15 protein-coding genes are annotated in these 23,469 nt (G+C 72.3%); 13 read left to right on the top strand and 2 right to left on the bottom strand.

Features of this window, described 5'->3' with window-relative positions; translation table 11 throughout:
• From QWZ14_RS18740 to QWZ14_RS18720, 5 genes are all read left to right on the top strand, one after another.
• On the top strand, positions 1–1,034 hold a 1,034-nt coding region (locus QWZ14_RS18740), incomplete at its 5' end, for a complex I 51 kDa subunit family protein (RefSeq protein WP_290318335.1).
• Positions 1,031–3,775, top strand: a complete 2,745-nt coding sequence (gene fdhF / locus QWZ14_RS18735; RefSeq protein ID WP_290318334.1) for a formate dehydrogenase subunit alpha — start codon at positions 1,031–1,033, stop codon at positions 3,773–3,775. The genes QWZ14_RS18740 and fdhF, both read left to right, overlap by 4 nt.
• Positions 3,776–4,032: 257 nt before the next feature.
• Complete coding sequence (locus tag QWZ14_RS18730) at positions 4,033–4,749, top strand: MBL fold metallo-hydrolase (protein WP_290318333.1); 717 nt, start codon at positions 4,033–4,035, stop codon at positions 4,747–4,749.
• 742 nt (positions 4,750–5,491) lie between these two features.
• The gene (locus tag QWZ14_RS18725; RefSeq protein ID WP_290318332.1) at positions 5,492–10,984 is read left to right on the top strand and encodes a PAS domain-containing protein; all 5,493 of its coding nucleotides are present in this window, start codon (positions 5,492–5,494) and stop codon (positions 10,982–10,984) included.
• Positions 10,981–11,367, top strand: coding sequence for a hypothetical protein (locus QWZ14_RS18720; RefSeq protein WP_290318331.1), 387 nt, complete (start codon positions 10,981–10,983; stop codon positions 11,365–11,367). The genes QWZ14_RS18725 and QWZ14_RS18720 overlap by 4 nt, the downstream gene beginning before the upstream one ends.
• Before the next feature lie 16 nt (positions 11,368–11,383).
• Here the strand turns inward: QWZ14_RS18720 and QWZ14_RS18715 are convergent, their stop codons facing one another.
• Together QWZ14_RS18715 and QWZ14_RS18710 are read right to left on the bottom strand one after the other, a co-directional pair.
• Entirely contained in the window at positions 11,384–11,857 is a 474-nt protein-coding gene (locus tag QWZ14_RS18715) for a response regulator (protein ID WP_290318330.1), read from the bottom strand.
• Positions 11,854–14,169, bottom strand: coding sequence for an ATP-binding protein (locus QWZ14_RS18710; protein ID WP_290318329.1), 2,316 nt, complete (start codon positions 14,167–14,169; stop codon positions 11,854–11,856). The genes QWZ14_RS18715 and QWZ14_RS18710 overlap by 4 nt, the downstream gene beginning before the upstream one ends.
• Before the next feature lie 345 nt (positions 14,170–14,514).
• Between QWZ14_RS18710 and QWZ14_RS18705 the strand changes: the two genes are divergently transcribed.
• The 8 genes from QWZ14_RS18705 to QWZ14_RS18665 all read left to right on the top strand — a co-directional run bounded on the left by QWZ14_RS18705 (position 14,515) and on the right by QWZ14_RS18665 (position 23,405).
• Positions 14,515–15,609: an LLM class flavin-dependent oxidoreductase gene (locus QWZ14_RS18705; RefSeq protein WP_290318328.1), complete on the top strand. Its 1,095-nt coding sequence runs from the start codon at positions 14,515–14,517 to the stop codon at positions 15,607–15,609.
• A 108-nt stretch (positions 15,610–15,717) separates the two neighbouring features.
• Entirely contained in the window at positions 15,718–15,978 is a 261-nt protein-coding gene (locus tag QWZ14_RS18700) for a hypothetical protein (protein WP_290318327.1), read from the top strand.
• A 691-nt stretch (positions 15,979–16,669) separates the two neighbouring features.
• Positions 16,670–17,662, top strand: a complete 993-nt coding sequence (locus QWZ14_RS18690) for a Bug family tripartite tricarboxylate transporter substrate binding protein (RefSeq protein WP_290318326.1) — start codon at positions 16,670–16,672, stop codon at positions 17,660–17,662.
• 557 nt (positions 17,663–18,219) lie between these two features.
• Positions 18,220–19,515 (top strand): ABC transporter substrate-binding protein, encoded by a 1,296-nt coding sequence (locus QWZ14_RS18685; RefSeq protein WP_290318325.1) that lies wholly within the window; start codon positions 18,220–18,222, stop codon positions 19,513–19,515.
• Between the two features lie 9 nt (positions 19,516–19,524).
• Positions 19,525–20,607, top strand: coding sequence for a pyrimidine utilization protein A (gene rutA, locus QWZ14_RS18680; protein WP_290318324.1), 1,083 nt, complete (start codon positions 19,525–19,527; stop codon positions 20,605–20,607).
• On the top strand, positions 20,607–21,524 hold the full coding sequence (locus tag QWZ14_RS18675) for an ABC transporter permease (protein WP_290318323.1): 918 nt from the start codon (positions 20,607–20,609) through the stop codon (positions 21,522–21,524). The genes rutA and QWZ14_RS18675 overlap by 1 nt, the downstream gene beginning before the upstream one ends.
• Complete coding sequence (locus QWZ14_RS18670) at positions 21,524–22,378, top strand: ABC transporter permease (RefSeq protein WP_290318322.1); 855 nt, start codon at positions 21,524–21,526, stop codon at positions 22,376–22,378. Before QWZ14_RS18675 ends, QWZ14_RS18670 begins: the two co-directional genes overlap by 1 nt.
• 13 nt (positions 22,379–22,391) lie before the next feature.
• Positions 22,392–23,405, top strand: coding sequence for an ABC transporter ATP-binding protein (locus tag QWZ14_RS18665; protein ID WP_290318320.1), 1,014 nt, complete (start codon positions 22,392–22,394; stop codon positions 23,403–23,405).
• Positions 23,406–23,469 lie beyond the last annotated feature (64 nt).

Here is a 23,469-nt window from a genome sequence, read left to right as displayed (position 1 = left end):
GCGGCGGCGCCGGCTTCCCCACCGCGCGCAAGTGGCGGCTGGTCGCGGCGCAGCCGGGACCGCGCTCGGTGGTGGTCAACGCCGACGAGGGCGAGCCCGGCACCTTCAAGGACCGCTACTGCCTGGAGACCGACCCGCATCGGGTGCTGGAGGGCATGCTGCTCGCCGCCCATGCGGTCGGCGCCGCCGACTGCTGGATCTACCTGCGCGACGAGTACCCGCAGCTCCGCCACGTGCTGCAGCGGGAGATCGCCGCCCTCGCCGCCGCGGGCCTGGCCGGGATCCCGGTCATCCTGCGCCGCGGCGCCGGGGCCTATATCTGCGGCGAGGAGACGGCGCTGCTGGAAAGCCTCGAGGGGCGGCGCGGCTATCCCCGGCACAAGCCGCCCTTCCCCGGCGAGCACGGGCTGTTCGGGCGGCCGACGCTGATCCACAACGTCGAGACGCTGTGGTTCCTGCCGAGCATCCTCGGCACCCCCGACGGCGCCGCGCGCTATGCCGCGGAGGGCCGCCGCGGCGGCGTCGGCACCCGGTTCTTCTCGGTCTCCGGCCGGGTCGCGCACCCGGGCGAGAAGCTGGCGCCGGCCGGCATCACGCTGCGCGAACTGGTCGAGGAATTCTGCGGCGGCATGGCGCCCGGGCACCGGCTCGCGGCCTACCTGCCGGGCGGCGCCTCGGGCGGCATCCTGCCGGCCTCGATGGCCGACCTGCCGCTCGATTTCGGCTCGCTCGACGCCGTGGGCTGCTTCATCGGCTCCGGCGCGGTGGTGGTGCTGTCCGAGTGGGACGACCTCGCGGCGGTGGCCCGCAACCTCGTGCGCTTCTTCGCTGATGAAAGCTGCGGCCAGTGCACGCCCTGCCGGGTCGGCACGGTCAAGGCGCGGGGGCTGCTGGAGGCGCCGGTCTGGGACCGGGCGCTGCTGCAGGACCTGGCGCGGGCCATGGCCGATGGCTCGATCTGCGGCCTCGGCCAGGCCGCGCTGAACCCCGTGCTGTCGCTGCTGCGGCACTTCCCGCCGGAGGCCCTGCCATGAGCATCCGCTTCACGCTGGACGGCACCGGGGTCGAGGCCGCGCCGGGCGAGACGATCTGGAGCGTGGCGCGGCGCGCGGGCGTCGAGATCCCGCATCTCTGCCACCTCGACCGGCCCGGCTACCGGCCGGACGGCAACTGCCGCGCCTGCCTGGTCGAGGTGAAGGGCGAACGCGTTCTGGCGGCCTCCTGCATCCGCAAGCCGGTGGCGGGCATGGTGGTGGAAAGCGCCTCCGAACGCGCCCGCCAGGCGCGGCGGATGGTGTTCGAGCTGCTGCTCGCCGACCAGCCCGGCGCGGCGGCCCGCGATGCGACCGGCGGCTTCGCCCGCTGGTCGCGGCACCTCGGCCTCACCACCTCCCGCTTCGCGCCGGAGGCACGCCGGCCGGCCGCGGATGCCAGCCATCCGGCGATGCTGGTGCAGCTCGATGCCTGCATCCAGTGCGGCCTGTGCGAGCGCGCCTGCCGCGAGGTGCAGCACAACGACGTCATCGGCCTGGCGCAGCGCGGCATGGCGGCGCTGCCGGTCTTCGATGCGGGGCGGCCGATGGGCGATTCGACCTGCGTCGGCTGCGGCGAATGCGTCGAGGCCTGCCCGACCGGCGCGCTGCTGGCGAAATCCGTGGCCGGCGCGGACGGCCTGCGGGTGGCCGCGGCCGGCGAGCGGACCGTCGCCAGCGTCTGCCCATACTGCGGCGTCGGCTGCCAGCTCGACTACCATGTCCGGGACGACCGGATCGTGGAGGTGACCGGCCGCGAGGGGCCGTCCAACCAGGGCCGGCTCTGCGTGAAGGGCCGCTTCGGCTTCGACTACGTGCGCCATCCGGACCGGCTGGACGTGCCGCTGATCCGCATCGCCGGCGCGGCCAAGGACCCGGCCGATTGCCTCGACCCGGGCCGGGCCCGGGCGAAGTTCCGCACGGCGAGCTGGGAGGAGGCGATGGCGCTCGCGGCCGACGGCTTCGCCCGCATCCGCGACGGAACCGGGCCGCAGGCGCTGGCCGGCTTCGGCTCGGCCAAGGGGTCGAACGAGGAAGCCTACCTGTTCCAGAAGCTGGTGCGCACCGGCTTCGGCACCAACAACGTCGACCACTGCACCCGGCTCTGCCATGCGGCCTCGGTCGCGGCGCTGCTCGAGGGCATCGGCAGCGGCGCCGTCACCGCGCCCTTCACCGCGGCGGTGGAAGCCGAGGTCATCGTCGTCATCGGTGCCCGGCCGACCGAGAACCATCCGGTGGCCGCCACCTTCCTGAAGGAGGCGGCGGCGCGCGGCGCGAAGCTGGTGGTGATGGACCCGCGCGGCAACGGCCTCGACCGCCACGCGGCGGAGGTGGTGCGCTTCACGCCCGGCCGCGACGTCGCCCTGCTGAACGCCATCCTGCACACCATCGTCGCGGAGGAGCTCTACGACCGGCAGTACGTCGCTGCGCAGACCGAGGATTTCGCCGCGCTGCGCGCGCATCTCGTGGCCTACGACCCGGCGGCGATGGCGCCGGTCTGCGGCGTATCCGCGGACCAACTGCGCCGGGTCGCGCGGCTGTTCGCCGGGGCGCGGACCGCGATGATCCTTTGGGGCATGGGGATCAGCCAGTCCGTGCACGGCACCGACAACAGCCGCTGCCTGATCGCGCTGGCGCTGCTGTGCGGCCAGGTCGGGCGGCCGGGGACCGGACTGCATCCGCTGCGCGGGCAGAACAATGTCCAGGGCGCCTCGGACGCCGGGCTGATCCCGATGATGTTCCCGGACTACCATCCGGTCGGCCAGGACACCAACCGGGCGATGCTGGAGGCGCTATGGGGCGCCACGCTGGATCCGCGCCCCGGGCTGACGGTGGTCGAGATCATGCAGGCGATGGAACAGGGCGGGATCCGTGGCCTCTATGTCATGGGCGAGAACCCGGCGATGTCGGACCCGGACGTGACGCATGCGCGCCAGGCGCTCGCCGGGCTCGCCCATCTGGTGGTGCAGGACATCTTCCTGACCGAGACGGCGGCCCTGGCCGATGTGGTGCTGCCGGCCTCCGCCTGGCCGGAGAAGGACGGCACGGTGACCAATACCAACCGGCAGGTGCAGATGGGCCGCGCCGCGCTGCCGCTGCCGGGCGCGGCGCGGCAGGACCTGGCCATCATCGTCGACCTGGCGCAGCGGCTCGGCCTGCCCTGGCCGGCGGCCTCGCCGCAGGCGGTCTTCGCCGAGATGGCGCAGGCGATGCCGAGCCTGGCCAACATCACCTGGGAACGGCTGGCCCGCGAGCATTCTGTGACCACTCCCTGCCACGCCCCCGACGCCCCCGGCGAGGAGATCGTCTTCGGCGACGGCTTCCCCACCGCGAGCGGCCGCGCCCGGCTGGTCCCGGCCGGCCTGGTCGACCCGGCGGAGATGCCGGATGCGGCCTATCCCTTCGTGCTGACCACGGGCCGGCAGTTGGAGCACTGGCATACCGGCGCCATGACGCGGCGGGCCGCGGCGCTCGACGCGCTCGAGCCGGAGGCGGCCGCCTCGCTGGCGCCGGCGGAGCTGCAGCGGCTCGGCCTGGCGCCCGGCGACCGGCTGCGGCTGGTGACGCGGCGCGGCGCCATCGAGCTGGCGGCGCGCGCCGATCCGGGCCTGCCGGAGGGGATGGTCTTCATGCCCTTCGCCTTCCGCGAGGCGGCGGCGAACCTGCTGACCAATCCGCAGCTCGACCCCTACGGCAAGATCCCCGAGTTCAAATACTGCGCGGCGCGGGTGGAGCGGGCGTGACCGAATCGGCGACGTCACGATTGCCGTGAGCAACGGCGTCGGCATTGACGCGGTTGATAGCGGATTGAATTCTTGCCGCCGGGCCGGGGCGCGACATCCCGTCCGCCCTGCAAGGGAGTCGACAATGGCCTGGAAGAAGCCGCTCTGCGTCGAGGTCTGCCTCGGCCTCGAAATCAACAGCTCCGCCAGCGCGACGGTCTGAACCGCATCGCGCGGCGGGCAGCGGCCATGCCGCCCGCCGCGCGGTGCTGCGTGCCGTGGCAGGCCTGACGCTGCTGGCGGCGGCCGGGCCATGGGATGGGCCGGGCGACAAGGTCAGGGTAGCGCCAGGGATCTTCGTGCTGCCTGGGGTGCAGGCGGATACCTCCGCCGCCAACCTCGATGCCATCGCCAATACCGGCTTCATCGCCAGGACCCGGGCGGTCGCGGTGATCGACCCCGGCGGGAGCCATGCGCGTGGGATGCGGCTGCAGCAGGCGATCGCCGCGACGACGCCGTTGCCCGTCCGCCACCTGATCCTCACCCATGTCCATCCGGATCATGCGATGGGGGCCGCGGCCTTTGCCGACCTGCAGCCGGAGGTCATCGGCCATGTCCGGCTGACCGAAGCCCTGGCGCGGCGCGACGCCTTCTACCGCGCCATGCTGATGCGCGAGATGGGCGAAGCCGCCGCCGGCAGCGCGCCCCTGGCGCCGGCCCGGCTGGTGGAGGATCGCCTGTCGCTCGACCTGGGCGGGCGCGTGCCGGAGGTCGTGGCGCAGCCGCCGGCGCATACCGACCACGACCTGCTGCTGTTCGACCAGGCGACCGGGACGCCGTGGCTGTCCGACCTGCTGTTCGTCGCGCGCATCCCGGTGCTCGACGCTGCGGCAATGCGTCGCGCGCTGCGGAAGTTCGGCCTTCGGCTGGTCGCCGACCGGCCCTGGACCTTCGAGCCCGGCGCGCGGCGGACCAGTCGGGCTGGAGCCCCATGACTGCCTGTCGCCGCCGCTGATGGATGCGATCGCGGCCCATGCGGCGAAGACATCGGGCAAGCTGCATCATTGAAGCGGCTCGCAGAGTGAGCTGTGCCTCAGGGCTGCGGGCGGCGCCCCGGCGTCCTGCAACAGGCGCCGCCCGTCAGCCGGCAGAGCCACACCTTGGCCCCTCAAGCGCGGACCGCGACCAACAGCCCGCCACCATCGTGTACTCGATAAGGCATCGTGCGTGGCTTCAGCGCGTCGAGGGTTTCACGTCCAGGGTCTTACCGCTGCGCTTCATACGAGTAGGGGCTCCGTTGTGGAGCATCGCCCACATCTGGAGCGCGCCAGCCTGAATCGACCTGTCCCGCGACGACATCCGAGAGCAAGCTTACGAGGCGAGACTTCACTCCTGCTGTGCCAGCCTGCATCGGCCCGGAAGGGCCACTGGGTGTCGCGCCTGGGCACCATCCCCACCCCATTCCTCCGCGCCGCATCTATCTCACCGGCACATCGCAGGCTCATGACGCCGAATTTTATTGCACGGATGCAGCACGGCTGACCCAACTGGCCAGGCATCCGACAGCGATTGCTGTGGGTGGCGTGACCGGCAGCGAGGGTCGTCGCGGCGATGACAGAGGCGGGCAGGCGGGATGGCGCCGGTTTCGTTGCGTTAAAACAACTAAAAACCGATGATGATGCAGCCTCCTCCGGAAGTTCGCGTCCCGGGATCGATCGGCCGCGCCTGCGCCTGGCGATGCTGCTCGGCGCCTGCGTCCTGGCGACCGGCGCCATGGCCGCCCTGCTGGCCCAGCGCGACGCGACCGCTGCCCTGCGGCTCCAGTCCGGCGCCCACCTGACCGAGGTCGCCCGCAGCCTGGCGGCGGCGCTCGACCGGGAACTCTTCCAGCGCTGGCGCGACATCCAGGCCATCGCCGCGCTCGACCCGCTCCGCGATCCCCCAGCCCCGGCGGCGGCGCGCCGCGCATGGCTGGGCCGCCTGCCGGAGACCTTCCCGGCCTTCGCCGAATTCGGCCTCGTCGCCCCGGAGGGCGGCCTCGTCGCCAGCAGCGGCGGGCTGCCGGAAGGCCTCGACCTGTCGCAGCAGGACTACGTCCTTGCCGGGCGCCTCGGGCCCTATGCGGGCGAGGCGCATGCGGTGGCGCAGATCGCCGAGGTGGCCGACCCCGGGCCGGACCTGCCGACGCGGTTCGTCGCCTTCGCCGCGCCGGTGCGCGAGGCTTTCACCGCGCCGGTGCGCGAGGCTTTCACCGCGCCGGTGCGCGAGGCGGATGCGGCCCGGGCCGGCGTCGTCGTCGCCTGGATGTCCCTCGACCGGATGGCAGAGCTGAAGCGCGGCATCCTCGACGGGATGCGCCTGCGCATGCCGGGGGTGCATGGGTTCATCCTCGACCGCCACGCGACGGTCCTGCTCGGGCCCAACGGCTGGCCGGTCCAGGGGCCGGCTCCGCCACCGGGCCTCGGCGACGCGGCGGAGGCCGGGACGGAGGCGGACCCGGTGGTCGGCCGGGCGAGGACGCAGGGCTACCGCGACTTCCCGGGCCTCGGCTGGAGCGTCGTGGTGCGCCAGGACGCCGCCGCCGTTCTGGCGCCGGCCAGGGCGTTGCGGGACCGCATCCTGGTCCTGGGCCTGGTCGCCGGCACGCTGACCGCCCTGCTCGGCTGGTGGGCGGCGGGCCGCCTCGGGCGCGCCCGGGCCGCGGGCCCCGCCTCCGCGGCGGCGTCCGCCCCACCGGCCCTGCCGGGGGCGGCCGCCCAGGCCGGGACCCCCGACCGGAGCGGCAGCGACCTCGCGATGCGCGAGGCGGAGCTGCGCGGCCTGCTGCGGGCCTGCCCCATCGGCATGGTCTTCTCGGATACCGGCGGCCGCGTGCGCCAGGCCAACGACGCCTTCCTCGGCCTGCTCGGCCTGAGCCGCCTCGCCCTCGCCCGGGGCGAGGTGCGCTGGGACGAACTGACCCCGCCGGAATGGCTGCCGCGCGACGAGGCGGCGATCGCCGAGGCCGTCGCCCATGGCCGCTGCGCCCCCTACGAGAAGGAGTTCCTGCACGCCGACGGCACCCGGGTGCCGGTGCTGGTCGCCTTCGCGCTGGTCGACCGCGCCACCGGCCAGGCCGCCGGCTATGTCGTCGACCTGACCGAGCGCCGCCGGGCCGAGGTGCGGCTTGCCGGGGTGAACGAGCAGCTGCGCCTCGCCATCGGCGCGGCGCGGATGTTCTTCTGGGACTGGGACCTGCGCAGCGGCCGGGTCGAGTGGTCGGATGGGCTGGAGGCCGCCTGCGGCCTGCCGCCGGGCGGCTTCGGCGGCAACGTCGACCGCTTCCGCGCGCTGGTCGACCCGGCCGACCTGCCCCGGGTCGAGGCCGCGCTGGGCCGCGCCCTGGCGGGCGAGGATGCGGCCTACGAGGCCGAATTCCGCATGCGGCGCGCGGATGGCTCGCGGCGCTGGGTACTGGCCCGCGGCACCGTGCTGCGGGACGCGGCGGGACAGCCGCTGCGGGTCGTCGGCATCGACCTCGACATCACCGACCGCAAGGCGCTGGAGAGCGCGCTGACCGAGAGCGAAGGCCTGCTGCGCCGCGGCGCCGAGGCGGGCGGGCTGGCGATCTTCGAGGTCGAGGCGCCGGGGACGGGGGCGGGGGGCGAGGCCCGCGTCTCCGACGCCTTCCGCAGCCTCTGGGGCCTGCCGCCCGAAGCCCGCTGCGACTTCCCGACCCTGCTCGCCCGGGTCCATCCGGACGACCGGGCGGCCTTCGCCGCCGGCCACCGGCGGCTGGCCGAGGCCGGCGGCGGCTTCGACGCCACCTTCCGGGTGGTGCTGCCGGATGGCGGGCTGCGCTGGATCCGGGCGCGGGGCGAGGCCTCGGCGGGCGGCGACGGCGCGCCGACGCAGATCCGCGGCATCAGCTTCAACGTCACCGACCGGTACACCCAGGAGCAGACCCGGCGCGACCTGCTGCAGCTGGCGGAGGGCAGCCCGGACCTCATCGGCCTGGCGACGCTGGAGGGCCGGCTCACCTACCTCAATCCGGCGGGGCGGCGGATGCTCGGGGTCGCGCCGGGGACCGCGGCCGGCAGCCTGGTCCTCGCCGATCACCTGGCCCCGGCCTCGCAGGCCCTGCTGCGGACGGTGGCGATCCCCCGCCTGCTCGAGGCGGGGGTCTGGGAGGGCGACATGCGCCTGGTCCAGGCCGGGACCGGGGCCGTGATCGAAACCCGGCACCTCGCCTCGGCGCTACGGGACCCGGCCGGCCGGCCGGTCGGCCTCGCCTGCGTCATCCGCGACGTCACCGCCGACCGGCAGGCGCTGGCGGCGCGGGCGGAGGGCGAGGCGCGCTGGCGCGGGCTGCTGGAGAACCTGCACGAGGGCGTCGTGCTCTGCGAGCTGGTCGAGGATGCCGCGGGCCGGGCGGTGGACATCCGCTATCTCGAGATCAACGGCGACGGCTGGGAGCGGATGACCGGCATCCCCGCCGCCGCCGCGCTCGGCCGGCGGATGACCGAGGTCATCCCGGACATCGAGCCGGCCTGGATCGAGGCCTATGACGCGGTCGTCCGGAACGGCACGGCGCTGCATTTCGAGATGCCGGTGGCCGCGCTCGGCCGGCGCTTCGAGGTGCATGCCTTCCCGCTGGGGGGTCGCCGCTTCGGCGTCTCCTTCCTCGAGATCTCCGAGCGATGGCAGGCGCAATGCGCCCTGGCCGAGAGCGAGGCGCGGTTCCGCGGCCTGGCCGATGCCCTGCCGGCCTTCGTCTTCGTGACCGACGCCGGGGGCGGCAGCAACATCTTCACCAATACCGTCTTCCAGGACTACGTCGGCCTGCCGGCCGAGGCGCTGGCCGGCCATGCCTGGACCGCGGTGGTGCATCCGGACGACATCCGGCGCGTCGCCGCCGCCTGGCAGCACTCGATCGCCACCGGCGCGCCGCATGCGATCGAGGTGCGGATCCGCCGGCGGGACGGCGCCTGGCGCTGGTTCCTGGTGCGCTGCGTGGCGGAGCGGGATGCCGCGGGCCAGATCCTGCGCTGGATCGGCACCTGCACGGACGTGCACGACTGGCGCGCGGCCGAGATCGCCCGGACCGAGGCGGAGGACCAGCTGCGCCTGGCGGTGGAGGCGGCCGAGCTCGGCGGCTGGAGCTGGAACCTGCGGACCGGGGTGCTGGACGCCACGCCACGCTGCCGCAGCCTCTATGGCCTGCCGCCGGCGATGCCGCTCGACTGGGATGCGCTGACCGCGGCGATCTTCCCCGCGGACCTGCCGCGATGGGAAGCGGCGATCGCCGATGCCCTGGCGGCGCGCTCGGACTACGCGGTGGAATACCGGGTCGGGCTGCCCGGGGCGCTGGCCTGGCGCCGCAACGTCGGCCGGGTGGAGATCGGGCCGGACGGCGCCGCGGTCGCGCTGCGCGGCGTCGTCTTCGACATCGACCAGCAGAAGCGCGCCGAGGCAGCCCTGCGCGAGGACCGCGACCGGCTGGAGGAGCGCATCGCCGAACGCACCCGCGCCCTCGCCCAGGCCGCGGCCGAGCTGACCGCCGAGATGCAGCGGCGCGAGTCCATCCAGAACAGCCTGCTGCAGTCGCAGAAGCTGGAGGCGCTCGGCCAGCTCACCGGCGGCGTGGCGCACGACTTCAACAACATCCTCGCCGCCATCCAGGGCGGCTACCGGCTGCTCGAGCGGCGGATCGGGGACAATCCGGCGGCGCGCGACCTGGTCCGCCACGGCCTCGACGCCTCCGAGCGCGGCCGGCGGCTCATCGCCCAGCTGATGGCCTTCGCCCGGAAGGAGGAGCTGCGGCCGCGCCGCGTCGACCCGGGCATGCTGCTGCGGGAGGCCGAGGAGCTGATCTGCCAGACCGCCGGCTCGCGCGTGCGCTGCAGCTTCGAGGTGGAGGCGGAGCCCTGGCCCGTCATCACCGACCCGGTCCGGCTGGAGACGGCGCTGCTGAACCTCGCGGCCAACGCGCGCGACGCCATGCCCTCGGGCGGCCGGCTGACCTTCGGCGTGCGCCAGGTCGCGGTGGCGGACCTGCCGGCGGGGCTGGCCGCGAACCGGGGCCATGTGCTGATCGCGGTGACGGATACCGGCATCGGCATGGACGCCGAGACGCTGCGCCGGGCGGCGGAGCCCTTCTTCACCACCAAGCCGCCGGGCAAGGGGACCGGGCTCGGCCTGGCCTCGGCGCATGGCTTCGCGGCGCAGTCGGGCGGCGCGCTCCGGCTGCGCAGCGCGCCCGGGGAGGGCACCACGGTCGAGCTCTTCCTGCCGCGCGCCGACGTCCTGTCCGGCGAGGTGCCGGACCGGGCGCATGACCCCGGGGAGGCGGTCGCCGATCCCTCCCTGCACGGCAATGCCACCCTGCTGGTGGTCGACGACGACGACGGGGTGCGGCCGGTCACCGGCGGCTTCCTGCGCGAACTCGGCTACCGCGTGATCGAAGCCGCGAGTGCCGAAGCCGCCGAGGTACTGGCCCACACAGGAGACGCCGTCGACATGCTGGTCACCGATATCGTGATGCCCGGGGCGCATGGGCATATTCTCGCCACCCGGCTGCGCGCCGAGCGGCCCGCCCTGCCGGTGCTGTTCATCACCGGCTACGGCCACGGCGCCTTGCTGGGCGACACGCCCGTGCTGTCGAAGCCCTTCACCGAGGCGGCGCTGGCCCGGGCAATCCTGGCCGGGCTCGGCCGCACCCCGCAGCGCGCCGCGGCGCCCGGCAACGGCCCGGCGGGCGACCGGCTGATCGGCCGGCTGCGGCGCCCGGCGCTGCGGCAGACCTACCTGCGCTGGCTGGCGCTGCGCGGCGGCGGCGCCCTGCCGCCCCCTGCCGCCATGGCGGGTGCGGACCTGCCGGCGGAAGTGCCGGACAACGCCTATCTGCTCGACGTGCTCGAGGACGGGCGCTTCCGCTTCCGCACCGCCGGCCGCGCGCTGGAGGAACGCCTGGGCCGCCCCCTCGCCGGCGCGATCGTCGGCACCGGCCAGCCGGCGGACGACGCCCTCGCCTCGGTCTTCGGCGAGGCCGATGGCGCCGCCTACCAGCGCTGCGTGACCGGCCGCGGCGCCTACTACGACTACGCCCGCTTCGCCCTCGACAGCGGCCAGCCGGTGCTGTTCGAGCGGCTGCTGCTGCCGCTGGCGGCCGATGGCGGCGAGCAGGTCACCCAGGTTTTCGGGGTCGCCCTCTTCACCGAGCTGGCCGCGGCCCCGGGAGACCAGCCATGAGCGCGCCGTCCCTGCCCGACTTCGACGACCCCAAGCTGGCGGCGCGGGTGGAAGCCCTGCCGCCCGCGGCCCTGGATGCCCTGCCCTTCGGCGCGATCCGCGTGGATGCCTATGGGGTGGTGCAGCTCTACAGCGCGGCGGAGCGGCGGCTGTCGGGCTCCGGCGACCGGCCGCGCCTCGGGCTGCATTTCTTCTCCGCCGTGGCGTCCTGCATGGACACGCCGGCCTTCCGCGGCCGCATCGACAAGGCCCTGGCGGCCGGCAGGCTCGACCTCGAATTCGGCTGGACCGGCGATTTCGCCGACGCGGAGCGCGGGTTGCGGGTGCGGGCGCAATCGGCCGCCGGGGGCGGGTACTGGCTCTTCCTGCAACGCGAGGACTGACGGCGGCGGCGCGGCCTCAGGAGCGCTGCGGCGGCAGCCGCACGCCCTGCAGCCAGTAGTTGCCGAACATCCGCATGAGCTCGACGAAGCTGGCGAAGCGGGCCGGCTTGGTGAGGAAGGAATTCACCCCGAGCGAATAGGCCAGGGCGATCTGCTTCGGGCTGTCGGAGGTCGAGAGCGCCACCACCGGCAGGTCCCGCAGCAGGGGGTCGGCGCGAATGGCGCGGACCGCCTCGTGCCCGTTCACCTTCGGCATGTTGATGTCGAGCAGCACCACGGCGGGCCAGGGCGCCACGCTCGCCCCGGCGGCATAGGCGCCGCGCTGCTTGAGGTAGTCCAGCAGCTCCTCGCCATCCTCGACGAAGCGGAGCTGGGCGGCGATGCCCGCCTCCTGGAAGACCTCCTCGAGGATCAGCCGGTCGTGCGCGCTGTCCTCGGCGAGCAGCACCACGGGCAGCGCCGGCTCCTGGCCGGGGAGGGCCAGCATCATGGCAGCCCCCCCGGCGCGGCGGGCAGGGTGAACCAGAAGGTCGCCCCCTCGCCCGGCCGGCCCTCGGCGCCGATGACACCGCCGTGGCGATCGACGATCTTGCGGCAGATCGCCAGCCCGATGCCGCTGCCGGGATAGCGGTCGGCGCCGTGCAGGCGCTGGAAGGGCTCGAAGATGCGGGCGGCGTAGCGAGGGTCGAAGCCGATGCCGTTGTCGGTCACGCTCACCCGCAGCATCGGGCGGCGGCGCGGCGGGACCTCGGCCGGCTCCGGCGCCAGCGCGACGACGATCCGCGGCGCCCGGCCGGGGTGGCGATACTTGATCGCGTTGGAGAGAAGGTTCTGCAGCACCTGGCGGATCTGGCCGCGGTCGCAGAGCAGGACAGGCTGGTCGGCGGCCAGGACCACGGCCGCGCCGGCCTCGGCGATGGCCTGGGCGAGATCGCTCTCGGCCTCCACCAGCACCTCCCCCAGCGCGACCGGCGCCATCGGCTGGGCATGCCGGCCGAGCCGGGAGAATTCGGTCAGGTCGTCGATCAGCGTGCGCAGCCGGCGGGACGAGGCCTCGATGCCCTCGACCCAGCGGCCGATGCGGCCGCCCGGCGCGGCGGTCCCGCCGCCCACGACGCGCTCCAGCATGCTGGCGAAGGTCTCGATCTGCCGCAGGGGCTCCCGGATGTCGTGCGAGACGACATAGGTGAAGGCCTCCAGCTCCTCGTTGCTGCGGGCGAGCTGGATGTTGATCTGCTCCAGCTCCTCGGCCCGCCGCACCAGCACGTCGAGCACCAGGTCGCGCAGCTCCCCGGCCGCGACCAGCTCATGCGGCTGCCAAGGCCGCGAGCGGCCGGCGACGGTCTCCTTCCAGGCGGCGAAGGACCGCCGCGGGGTCAGGCGGTCGGCGCCGTCCGGGGCGGGCTCGACCGGCTTGCGCGGATCGCCGCCCCAGGTGACGGTCTGCGCCACCTCGGGCCGGAACCAGATCATCATCTGCCGCGGCGGGCGGGACAGCGGCACCGCCAGGACGCCGCTCGCCAGCGCGGCAAAGGCCTGGGCGGGCGGGTAGAACACGCCCAGCCGGTCGGTCTCGAAGCTGGCCGCGGCGTCCTCCCGCCCCGCCAGCCAGAGGGCGAGGTCCCGGGTCGCCGCCTCGTCCGGCGTCGCGCCGATCAGGGTCACCGCGTCCGGGGTGACCAGGGCGAAGCCGGAGGCCTGCATCAGGGCGAGCAGCTCGTTGGCATGGCGCAGGATGGCCTGGCGGTGGTCGTGGCCGCGGGCCGTCTCTTCCAGCACCCGGGCCTGCAGCGCCCGGACCTCGGCGCTGTGGCGGGCCACCGCGGCCTCCTCGGCGACCGCGAGCTGCCAGGCCAGCACCTGGGCCAGCAACCGGCAGGCCTGCCGGCGTTCGGCGGTGACGTGCAGCGGCCGGTCGTGGTGGCAGGCGATCAGCCCCCAGAGCTCGCCGCCGCGCAGCACCGAGACCGACATGGAGGCGGCGACCCCCATGTTACGCAGGTATTCGAGATGCACCGGGGAGACGCTGCGAAGCTGCGCGAAGCTGAGGTCGACCGGCCGGCCGGCTCGCTCGGGCCCGAGCAGCAGGGGGACGGCGGCATAGCCGACGTCGGGGATGATCCGGGTCGGGTTGACCGCATAGAGCGCCCGCGCCTGCGCCGGGATGTCGGAGGCCGGGAAGTTCAGCCCGAGGAAGCCGGGCATGTGCTCGGCGCGATCCTCGGCGACGACCTCGCCGCTCCAGTCCGGCTGGAAGCGGTAGAGCTTGACGCGGTCGAAGCCGGTGAAGCGGCGGATCTCCCGCACCGCCTGGGCCCAGAGGGCATCCGGGTCGGTCGCCGCCTGCAGGCGCTCGATCGCCGAGGAGAGCGCGAGGAACAGGCCGCCGGCGATCCCGGCCGGCGGTCCGGCTTCGCCGGCGATCTCGATCTCGAGGATGACGAGCCCGTCGTGGCGGTGCATCCAGGCGCGGTGCAGGCGGCCGGCGGCATCGGCCAGGAAGCGCAGGGGAAGCAGGGTGCCGCTGCCGTCGGCATCGCCCCGGCGCAGCAGGGTGCCCAGATGCTCCAGCGTCTCCGTGTCGAGCAGCACGGCCGCGGGCTGCCCGGTCACCGCGGCGGCGGCAACCACGGCGACATCGCCGAGGTTGGCGCTCGCCGCCACGACCAGGAAGTCGGGCTGCGACAGCGCGATCAGCACCCCATGCGGCTGGATCGCTCCCGGGATGCGGATGGGCTCGTTGTCGCAGGCGTCGAGATCGGGTCTGGCATCGCCCGCGGCAGGGGAGTCGGCGCTGGTCACATCGGCACTCTCAGCTCGTCGGCAGGGACATCGGAGGCGCAGGCCTGCCTGGGTTCCGGCGCCGGTCTCGCGGGCGGTCCTGGTCGGCGCATTGTCGCCTGAACCGGTTCAAGTGCAACATGCCGGAGACGGAACGCGGCCGCCTGGCCAGGGGATTCGCAACACATTGGGGTCAGCTGGGCGCAGGCCGCGGCGGCGCTCAATCGCGGTGCGAGCCGGAGGCTGCGGCCGCATCCGGAGGTTTGGCCGCGCCGCCGGAGTTGTTGAAGCCGGCCGGGATGCGATCTAGCCTTCGCCTGCCCGGCCTCGACGCCGCGAGCCAAGCAGAACACAGGGGAGCGCACCATGGACGTCGGCATGATGATGGTGTTCGCCAGCTACGGCTGGGACGGCTGCTCCGACAGCCGCGTCTGGGACGAGGAGATCCGGCTGGCGCGGATCGCCGCCGAGTCCGGCTTCGACTGCCTCTGGTCGGCCGAGCACCACTTCAACGACTACTCCTTCGTGCCCGACAACATCCAGCTGATGACCCACCTCGCCGCGCTCTGCCCCGATATCGACGTCGGCACCGCGGCGGTCATCCTGCCCTGGCACGACTCGCTGCGCGTCGCCGAGAATGCCGCGGTGCTCGACCTGCTCAGCAAGGGCCGCTTCCGCCTCGGCATGGGCCGCGGCCTGGCGCGGCGCGAATTCGCCGCCTTCCGCCTCAGCATGGATGAATCGCGGGAACGCTTCGACGAGGCGGCGCCGATGATCATCGAGGCGCTGAGGACCGGCTTCATGGAAGGCGACGGCAAATTCTACAGGCAGCCGCGGGTCGAGCTGCGGCCGCGGCCGCAGCGCAGCTTCGACGGGCGTATCTATGCCGTCGCATCGAGCGAGGATTCGGTGACCTCGGCCGCCAGGCTCGGTGCCCACATGGTCATGTTCGCCGACCGGCCCTGGGAGCTGCGGGCGCCGGTGATCGAGCGCGGGCGGGCGCTGCACCGGCAGTACCACGGCACCGAGCCGCCGCCGGTCATGCTGACCGAGTTCTGCGTCTGCGGCAGCGACCTCGCCGCGACCGAGCGCGAGGCGCGGCAGTACCAGGGCAAATTCGTCGAGAGCAACTTCCACCACTACGAATTCCTCGGCGAGCATTTCCAAACGGTGAAGGGCTACGATTCCTACCAGCAGAAGGCCGAGATCGCCCGGCAAAGCGGTCTCGAGGGCGCCGTCGCCGGCTTCATGCAGGCGGCGAGCTGGGGCACGCCGGACCGGATCCTGCGCGGCCTGGAAGCCCGGCGGCAGGCGATCGGCGACTTCGCGCTCAACGTCGCCTTCCGCTTCGGCGGCACCCCCTTCGAGGTCGCCGAGCGCGGCCTGCGGCTCTTTGCCAAGGAGGTGCTGCCGGTGCTCAAGTCCTGGGGACCGGCCGGCGCCGGCAGGGCCGCGGCCTAGCGCTCACCTGGCGTTACATCCTGCCCCGCGGCGGCGGCAATCCGGCCACGATCGCGCCTCGAGCGGAAGGGCATCCTGCTGCCTCGGACATCCCCTCAGGAGGACATGATGCGTAGCCTTCTCCTCGCCGCCGCCCTCGGCCTCGGCCTGCTCTCGGCGGGCGGCAGCGCCGCCCCCGCCGCCGCGGCGCCCTACCATGCCGGGCCGGCTGCGGACCTGGCTCAGGCCGCCACGCCGGTCCATTACGAACGGCACGGCTACCGGCCGCACTACGCGCCGCCGCGCCACCACTGGCACCGCTATGCGCCGCCCCCGCCGCGGCATTCCTGGCGGCACCAGCCGCGGCATTACTATTACGGCGCGCGCTAGGTCCGTCGCGGCACGAGGAATCGGCTGCCTGCCGGGGACGGCGGGCGGCCGCATTCCTTTCTGGGCCCGGAGGCTGCCAGGGACCAAGCACCAGGGCGGCCTGATCGAGCATGAGGCAGGCGAAGGCGAAGCGTTGAAGGCCGCGGACGAGGCGGCGAACGCGGCAGCCGACGCGGGGTCCTCGGCATGGCGGTCGGCGGTTCGGGGGCGGAGCCTTTCTGACTCGACTTCGTCCGCACCCGCCGCGGCGTGACGCTCGTCGTCTGCGACGCCCACGAAGGCGTGAAGGCGGCGGTGACGAGATACCGCGCGACATGGCTCAGGCGCGGTTCGCCCGGCCCACCAAGCCAGCAGCGGCGAGGCGGGCGCCGGCCGCCCCCGAGCGGCAGAGGGTTCGGCGGGACCGGGCGGGGACGGCTCGGGCCAAGGCGCGGCGGAAACGCCTGAGCGGAGCAGGAACGAGGAGGCAGCACCCTGCTGGTGGCGCGGCGACCGGCGCCGAGCCGGCGCCCCGCTCGGCCATCCTGGTCGGCCCGGGCATCCGCTCCGCGCGCCTGACGCGCGGCCCTGGACCCAGCCGGAAAAGCCATGTCCGGCTATGCTGCCGATTTCGCCGGCGCGATGCGAAGGCTAGGCTTGGTGCTGGCCAGGCCGATCGGGGCACCCGCAAGGAAGAAGGACACAGGAAACGATGCTGCCGTCCCGCCGCCAACTGCTCGCACCGGTTCTTCTCGCCTCCTGGGCGCCCGGCGCCGCCCGCGCCCAGACATGGCCGGCCCGGCCGGTGCGCTTGCTGGTCGGCTATTCGCCCGCCGGCACCACCGACATCGCCGGGCGGCTGATCGCCGAGCGCCTGACGGCGCGCCTCGGCCAGCCGTTCCTGGTCGAGAACCGACCCGGGGCGACCGGCAACATTGCCGCCGAGGCGGTCGCCCGGTCGGAGCCCGACGGCTACACCCTCTACGTCACCAACATCGCCAACGCCGCCATCAACTACACGCTCTTTGGTCCGCGCATGCCGGTGAAACCGGAAGATTTCGCCGAGGTCGGCCTGCTGATGCAGGTGCCGAACGTGATCTTCGTCCATCCCGGCTCGCCCGCCAACACGCTGCAGGACTTCATCGCCATGGCAAGGGCAAGGCCCGGCGCGCTGAACTACGGCAGCGCCGGGAGCGGCGGCAGCCTGCACATGTCGATGGAACTGCTGAAGGTCCGCAGCAGCATCGCGGTGACGCATGTGCCGTTCCGCGGGGCCGGGCCGATGCTGGTCGAGGCGATGGCCGGCCGGCTGGATGCCGGCTGCGACAACATGCCCTCCTGCATCGGCCATATCCGGGACGGCCGCCTGCGGCCCCTCGCGGTCACCACCGCCACCCGCTCGGCGGCGCTGCCGGAGGTTCCGACAGTCGCCGAAAGCGGCCTGCCGGGCTTCGAGGCGACCTCCTGGTTCGGCATCCAGGCCCCGGTGCGGACGCCGACGCCGATCGTGGCTTTGCTGGGCGACGCGATCGACGCGGTCACCAAGGAGCCGGGCTACCGCGCGCGCCTGCTCGAGCTGGGCGCCATGCTGCCCGGCCTGCGGCCGGATGGCGGCACCTCGCCCGAGGCTTTCACGGCCTTCACCCGCCGCGAGATCGAAAAATGGGCCGAGGCCGTGCGGATCTCCGGCGCGACGGTGGATTGACGCCCCGCCTGCGCCCAGGCCCGAGGACAAATCCCGGCTCGCGGCTGTCCCCGGCCGGGATGCGGCCTGGGCGACGCTGATCTCCAGCTCGCTGGAAGCGCCGGGGTTTTGCGGCCGATTCAGCGCGAGGCCCGACCTGTCCTGCGCCGAAGTGGTCGAGATCGGCCAGCCATTGCGCCGTTGGGCACGCAGGTACCGCAATCCATGCGGGTTTTGGCTTCGGGACCACGGCCGTAGGGGTGACGGCGGCAATGCTAGGTTTCCAGAGCGTGGCAAGGATGTGCCGACACCCCCCGGGAAGCAGCCTTATTCAGCGATCGACTTGCACGGGAAGCACCTAAAAAGCGCATTTTTCCACCTATTTGATTAAAAAATATTCAAATTAAGAGCGGCCAGCACGAAACGCTGTTTTCGAATGCAATTTTACCGGCCCGCCATCCATCGGCTGCGGGCTAGGCTTGGACATCCGGTCCGTCGCCTGGATCGGGCCCAATCCAGGCCACCGGTACGTCGCCACCCGCGGGAATCCCGGTCGCCGCAACCGAACAGGAGGCACGATGTCGAAGCCGACCGATGGACCGCAGGCCCCCGGCCGTTCGCGGCGCACCGTGTTGCAGGCCGCCCTCGGGGCCACCGCCGGCTCCGGCGCGCTCACCGGCTTCCCCACCCTCTGGGCGCAGAACATCAAGGACATCGTGATCCAGCACGCCGGTCCGCCGGTGACGGCGATCGGGCTCATCGCCGACCAGGCGACGAAGGATCTCGGCTTCACCGTGCGGATGCAGGCCAGCGAGAATGCCGACCTGCTGAACCGCTTCCTGTCGCAGTCCTCGGCGATCGACGTCGCCGACGTCAGCCTGCCCTTCCTGAAGTATCTGGTCGGCCGCAACGTGCTGCAGGCCATGCCGCGGGCGAAGCTGTCGAACTACGACAAGTCGATCCCGCTGTTCACCAAGGGCAGGTATCCGGATGGCCGCGTCGCCTCGCCGCAGGGCATCGCGCCCTTCGGCGTGCTCTACGCGGCGGATGCCGAGGGCAAGAGCTTCGTCAACGGCGAGAGCGAGTGGCTGCACGGCATCCCGGCCGTCACCAATGCCGATACCCTCGGCATCCGCCCCGACCTGACCGGCCGGCCGGTGACCAGCTGGGCCGACCTGCTCGACCCGGTCTTCAAGGGCCGCGCCGCGCTGCAGGATCAGCCGACAATCGGCACCATCGACGTGGCCATGGCGGTCGAGGCGCGCGGCGGCGTGACCTACGGCAACAAGGGCAACATGACCCGGGCCGAGATCGACCGCACCATGGCGATCATGATGGAGGTCAAGCGCAGCGGCCAGTTCCGCTCGTTCTGGACCACCTTCGACCAATCGGTGAACCTGATGGCCTCGGGCGAGGTCGTCATCCAGTCGATGTGGTCGCCGGCGGTCTCGGCGGTGCGCACCCGCGGCATCGCCTGCACCTTTCAGCCGCTGAAGGAGGGCTATCGCGGCTGGGGCTACGTGCTCAGCATGATGAAGCACCTCACCGGGCTGAAGCGCGACTGCGCCATCGAATACGCCAACTGGTACGGCTCGGGCTTCCAGGGCGCGGTGATCGCGCGGCAGGGCTACTATTCGGCGCAGCCGGAGAACGTGAAGAAGTTCCTGACCCCCGCCGAGTGGGACTATTGGTACGACGGCAAGCCCGCCGCCGAGCAGCTGCCCGACCCCTTCGGCAAGCCCGCCATCAAGCCCGGCGAGGTCCGCGACGGCGGCAGCTTCGACACCCGCATGGGCAATGTCGCCGTCTGGAACTCGGTGATGGACGAGGACCGCTACCTCACCCGGAAATGGAACGAGTTCATCACCTCGTAGGAGCGTGCCATGCAACTCGGTGTCTTCATCCCCATCGGCAACAACGGCTGGCTGATCTCGACCACCTCGCCGCAGTACAAGCCGAGCTTCGACCTCAACCGCACGATCGTCGAGAAGGCGGAGCGCTTCGGCTTCGACTTCGCCCTCTCGATGATCAAGCTGCGCGGCTTCGGCGGCCCGAGCGGCTTCTGGGACTACAACCTCGAGAGCTTCACCCTAATGGCGGGGCTGGCGGCGGTGACCAAGCGCATCCAGCTCTTCGCCACCTGCGCCGTGCTGACCATCCCGCCCGCCGTTGCAGCCCGGATGGCGGTGACCATCGACAGCATCAGTCATGGCCGCTTCGGGGTGAACCTCATCACCGGCTGGCAGCGCGCCGAATACAGCCAGATGGGCCTCTGGCCCGGCGCCTCGCATTACGCGCGGCGCTACGACTACTGCACCGAATACGTCCAGGTGATGAAGGAGCTCTGGTCGACCGGCGTCTCCAACCACCAGGGCGACTTCTTCCAGATGGACGACTGCCGGCTGCTGCCGATGCCGGAGCGGCCCATCCCCATCATCTGCGCCGCGCAGAGCGACGCCGGCACCCGCTACGCCGCCGAGCACGCCGACTATAATTTCTGCGCCGCCTACGGCTTCAACACGCCCACCGCGGTGGCGCCCAGCGTCGCCCGGCTGGTGCAGGCGACCGCGATCACCGGCCGCAAATGCGGCGCGCTGGTGCTGACCATGATCATTGCCGACGAGACCGACGCCGCGGCCGAGGCCAAGTGGCAGCACTACGTCGACGGCACCGACCACGAGGCGATCGCCTGGCGCGACAGCCAGTCCGGCGACGACCCGAGCAAGGACCCCTTCGCCGGCCCGAACCGCCGCCGCACCCTCACCGAGAACAAGCTGCCGACCAACCAGGGCGTGCTCTGCGGCTCCTATGCCAAAGTGGCGCGCATGCTGGACGAGATGGCGGCGGTGCCCGGCGTCGCCGGGGTGATGATGACCTTCGACGACTTCGTCATCGGCATGGAGCAATTCGGCACCCGGGTCATGCCGCTGATGCGGTGCCGCGATTCCGTGCTGCAGGTGGCCTGATGGACGCGGGCCAGGACGCGGTCTCGATCGCCCCGCGCAGCCGGGGACGGCGGCGGTGGCGGCTGTCGGCGCAGGCGGTCTCCTGGCTGCAGGTCAGCCCGCTGGCGATCATCCTGATCACCTTCTTCGCGCTGCCGACGCTGATCTTCCTCGTGGTCAGCTTCTACGACTACGACCGCGTCGGCATCTATCCGGACTTCCTGCTGGACAATTACCGGGAGATCCTGACGTCGCCCGCGACGCTCAGGGTCTATCTCAGCTCGCTGCAATTCGCCTTCATCGTCTGGGCCATCACCCTCTTCCTCGGCTTCAATATCGCCTATTTCCTGGTCTTCCACGTCCGCAGCCGGATGATGCGGACGGTGCTGTTCCTGGCCTGCGCGATTCCCTTCTGGACCTCGGGCATCATCCGCACCATCGCCTGGATCCCCTTCCTTGGCCGCAACGGCGCCTTCAACCAGATGCTGCAGGGGGTCCACCTGATCGACCGGCCCCTGGACTTCCTGCTCTTCTCGCCCTTCGCGGTCTGCGTCACCTACATCCACCTCTTCACCCTGCTGATGATCGGACCCATCGCCAATTCACTGGCGAAGATCGACCCAGCATTGCTGGAGGCGGCGCGGGATGCCGGGGCCAGCCGCTGGCGCACCATGGTCGATATCGTGATCCCGCTGTCGAAGACCGGCATCGCGCTCGGCTCGATCCTGGTCTTCACCCAGGTGATGGGCGACTTCTTCGTGGTGAAGGCGATGAGCGGCGGCCAAAGCGCCTCCATCGTCTCCCAGCTCGCCACCGAGATCCAGGCGATGCAGTACCCGCCCGCCGCCGCCAGCGCAATGATCCTGGTGCTCTTCGTCGCCATCATGGTGGGCGGCATGATGCGGGTGGTCGATGTGCGGAAGGAGCTGGTGCGGTGATGGCCGGCGGCAGCCGCGCGGGCGACCCGCGGGAGAGGCGGCCCTGGCCCTTCTATGCCCTGGCGACGCTGATGACGGTTTTCCTGGTCTTCCTCTACGGGCCGATGGTCGTCATCTACCTGCTGTCCTTCCAGGGGCCGGACGGCGGCGTCACCTTCCCCATGGTCGGGACCAGTACCTATTGGTTTGCCGAGATCCTGAAGCCGGGCCAGATGGCCAATATCCCGGTGGCCTTCGGCCGTTCCATCGCGCTCGCCAGCATCGTCAGCCTGGTGACCGTGTTGGTCACCGTCTCGGCCGGCCTCGGCTTCCGCCGGCGCTTCCCGGGCTCCGGCGCGCTGTTCTACCTGGCGGTCGCCAGCCTGGTCATGCCGAGCCTGCTGGTTGGCTTCGGCATCGGCCTCGGCTTCAAGCTGTTCGACTGGACGCCGGACCTCTTCACCTCGGCGCTCGCGGCGCAGCTCACCTGGACGCTGCCCTTCGGCCTGTTTGCCATGTTCGCCGTCTTCAACCGCTTCAACCGCGCCTATGAGGAAGCGGCGACCGACCTCGGCGCCTCCGCCTGGCAGCGGCTGCGCTGGGTGACGCTGCCCATCCTGATGCCGGGCATCATCGGCGTCGGCATGGGCGCCTTCACCCTCAGCTACGACGAATACGCCCGCACCACCCTGGTCGCCGGCAACCGCAACACCTTGCCGCTCGAGATCTATGCGCTGATCTCGAGCTCCACCTCGCCGACCCTCTTCGCCATCGGCACGCTCACCACCGCCGTCTCCTTCCTGGTCATCTGCACCACCTTGGCCGTCATCCTGCGCATGCAGCGCCGCCGCGCCGCCCGCGCCCGGCCTGCCTGAGGACCCCGACAGCATGGACACCCACGGCATCCGCGTGCAGCGCCGCTTCGACGTGGAATTGGTGCAGGTCACGAAGCGCTACGGCGGGACCACCGCGGTGGACGGCATCTCGCTCCGCATCCCGCCGGCCAGCTACTGCTGCCTGCTCGGCCCCAGCGGCTGCGGCAAGACCAGCACGCTGCGGATGATCGCCGGGCACGAGGTCATTTCGGACGGCGACGTGCTGATCCACGACGTGAACGTCACCGACCTGCCGCCGGTCGAGCGCGGCACCGCCATGATGTTCCAGAGCTATGCGCTGTTCCCGCACCTCAACTGCCTCGACAACGTCGCCTTCAGCCTGAAGGCCCGCGGCATGGCCAAGGCGCAGCGCCATGCCAAGGCGCGCGAGTACCTGGCGCTGGTGCACATGGAAGGCTTCGCCGAGCGCCTGCCCTCGCAGCTCTCCGGCGGCCAGCAGCAGCGCGTCGCCCTGGCGCGGTCCCTGGTGACCGAGCCGCGCGTGCTGCTGCTGGACGAGCCTCTTTCGGCCCTCGACCCCTTCCTCCGCACCCGGGTGCGGGAGGAGCTGAAGCGGCTGCAGCGGGAGCTCGGCATCAGCTTCATCCACGTCACCCACAGCCAGGACGAGGCGATGGCGCTGGCCGATTTGATGGTGGTGATGGAGGACGGCCACATCCGCCAGGCCGGCCCGCCGCGAGAGGTCTTCGAGCGGCCGGTCAGCGCCTTCGTGGCCCGCTTCATCGGCGGCCACAACGTGCTGCAGGGCCCGGGCGGCATGATCGCGGTACGGGCGGACCGCTGCCGGCTCGGCGACCCGGCGGACGGCCCGCATTTGCCCGCCCGCGTCGCCGCGGTGGAATACCAGGGCCCCAGCGTGCGGGTGGCGCTGACGGTGGGGAAAGGCAGGGATGCCTCCGTGCTGGTGCCGGACGAGCAGTTCTACGCCGAGCCGGTGCAGCCCGGCGACGCGGCGACGCTGGTCTGGGCGGAACGGGATGCGCATGCCCTGGCCGGCGCCGGCTGAGGCGCGACACGCCGGCACACCCCACGCCGCCATGCCGGATGCCTGGCACGGGGCGCCGGCCCGC

The sequence above is a fragment of the Paeniroseomonas aquatica genome, from assembly GCF_030409335.1.
GTDB lineage: Bacteria > Pseudomonadota > Alphaproteobacteria > Acetobacterales > Acetobacteraceae > Belnapia > Belnapia aquatica.
This window is presented reverse-complemented; position numbering and strand designations above follow the sequence as displayed.

Excerpts from the sequence above, each read along its gene's own strand:
- fdhF (WP_290318334.1), top strand. The coding sequence starts at position 1,031 with ATGAGCATCCGCTTCACGCTGGACGGCACCGGGGTCGAGGCCGCGCCG.
- QWZ14_RS18725 (WP_290318332.1), top strand. The coding sequence starts at position 5,492 with ATGCTGCTCGGCGCCTGCGTCCTGGCGACCGGCGCCATGGCCGCCCTG.
- QWZ14_RS18720 (WP_290318331.1), top strand. The coding sequence starts at position 10,981 with ATGAGCGCGCCGTCCCTGCCCGACTTCGACGACCCCAAGCTGGCGGCG.
- QWZ14_RS18715 (WP_290318330.1), bottom strand. The coding sequence starts at position 11,857 with ATGATGCTGGCCCTCCCCGGCCAGGAGCCGGCGCTGCCCGTGGTGCTG.
- QWZ14_RS18705 (WP_290318328.1), top strand. The coding sequence starts at position 14,515 with ATGGACGTCGGCATGATGATGGTGTTCGCCAGCTACGGCTGGGACGGC.
- QWZ14_RS18700 (WP_290318327.1), top strand. The coding sequence starts at position 15,718 with ATGCGTAGCCTTCTCCTCGCCGCCGCCCTCGGCCTCGGCCTGCTCTCG.
- QWZ14_RS18690 (WP_290318326.1), top strand. The coding sequence starts at position 16,670 with ATGCTGCCGTCCCGCCGCCAACTGCTCGCACCGGTTCTTCTCGCCTCC.
- QWZ14_RS18685 (WP_290318325.1), top strand. The coding sequence starts at position 18,220 with ATGTCGAAGCCGACCGATGGACCGCAGGCCCCCGGCCGTTCGCGGCGC.
- rutA (WP_290318324.1), top strand. The coding sequence starts at position 19,525 with ATGCAACTCGGTGTCTTCATCCCCATCGGCAACAACGGCTGGCTGATC.
- QWZ14_RS18675 (WP_290318323.1), top strand. The coding sequence starts at position 20,607 with ATGGACGCGGGCCAGGACGCGGTCTCGATCGCCCCGCGCAGCCGGGGA.
- QWZ14_RS18670 (WP_290318322.1), top strand. The coding sequence starts at position 21,524 with ATGGCCGGCGGCAGCCGCGCGGGCGACCCGCGGGAGAGGCGGCCCTGG.
- QWZ14_RS18665 (WP_290318320.1), top strand. The coding sequence starts at position 22,392 with ATGGACACCCACGGCATCCGCGTGCAGCGCCGCTTCGACGTGGAATTG.